Consider the following 993-nt stretch of genomic DNA (forward strand, 5'->3'; position numbering starts at 1 on the left):
GCAGCTCGTTGGCGACCGACTCCGTCGCATACTGACTGCCCGGTGCGGAATAGGTTCGAAACCCTTCGCCGGAACGTGGCAGCACGGAATTAACAGGACCACCACCAGTGGCCCCTACCCCGCCGATGCCGAGAGAGTTTCCGACCCGCTCTGACGTTTCCGAGATCCACCCCTTAGCATCCTCGAGATAGCTCTCTGCGCCCTTGATGACCGGCGAGACCAATGAACTGCCGATGGATTCATGATTGCGATCATCAACCCGGTCTCCGAGGGCTCCGGCACGACTTTCGGCACCGGTGACCTTGTTTCCAAGAGACAGGCCCTCTGAAGTCAGACGGAACGAACCCTCGTCAATTCTTTCTGCCGCTTCCTCTCGTACGGAAGCGTCTCCCGAATTACCGCGCACGCTAACGTTGGGCCCCCGCGCCGAGATCGCGCCGATGTTCGCCTCACCGAACGATTGGACATCCTCAGCCGATGAGACCGATGGTCGCACGCCTGTCGGAGTGCCCAGTTCGGGGAATGAAACACCGAGTTCCTGACGCACCTGATCAACCTTATCGTCCATGAATTGCCTCAGCAGGATCTGCTTCACTTGCTCCTGCTCCGGGGTGGTAGCCACCAAGCGAGGTTGCCAACCTGTCGATGCGAGGACGCTGTTCTCCGGTGCCCGGAGCGCCTGCTGCGCATAGGTGACGAACTCCTGTGTCTCGTCCTGGCTGAGCGAGTATCCGCGAGACGCAGCCTCGCTGAAGTCCTGACTGTGCCGTTCGTAGGCCTCCTGCGTGCGAGACGCCTCATTCGAATAGGTCCGCGTGTCGGCCAAACTGGCCGAATAGCGATCAGAGAGAGACTTCAGTTCACTGTCGGAACTAGAGCTCGTCGCGCGGGTGAAATCCTCGCGCGCCTGCCTTGCCTGGGTCGAATTCGACTCCTTATAGGCGTAATCGGCGACCCGCGAGAGAGCCTGATCAGCAGTAAGCGTCTCCCCGG

1 pseudogene is annotated in these 993 nt (G+C 60.3%); it reads right to left on the reverse strand.

What is annotated here, in order from left to right:
• A pseudogene (locus AX708_RS20730) lies at positions 1 to 993 on the reverse strand (hypothetical protein); the annotation flags it as partial.

This window comes from Erythrobacter sp. CCH5-A1, from assembly GCF_001557115.1.
Classification (GTDB): domain Bacteria; phylum Pseudomonadota; class Alphaproteobacteria; order Sphingomonadales; family Sphingomonadaceae; genus Erythrobacter.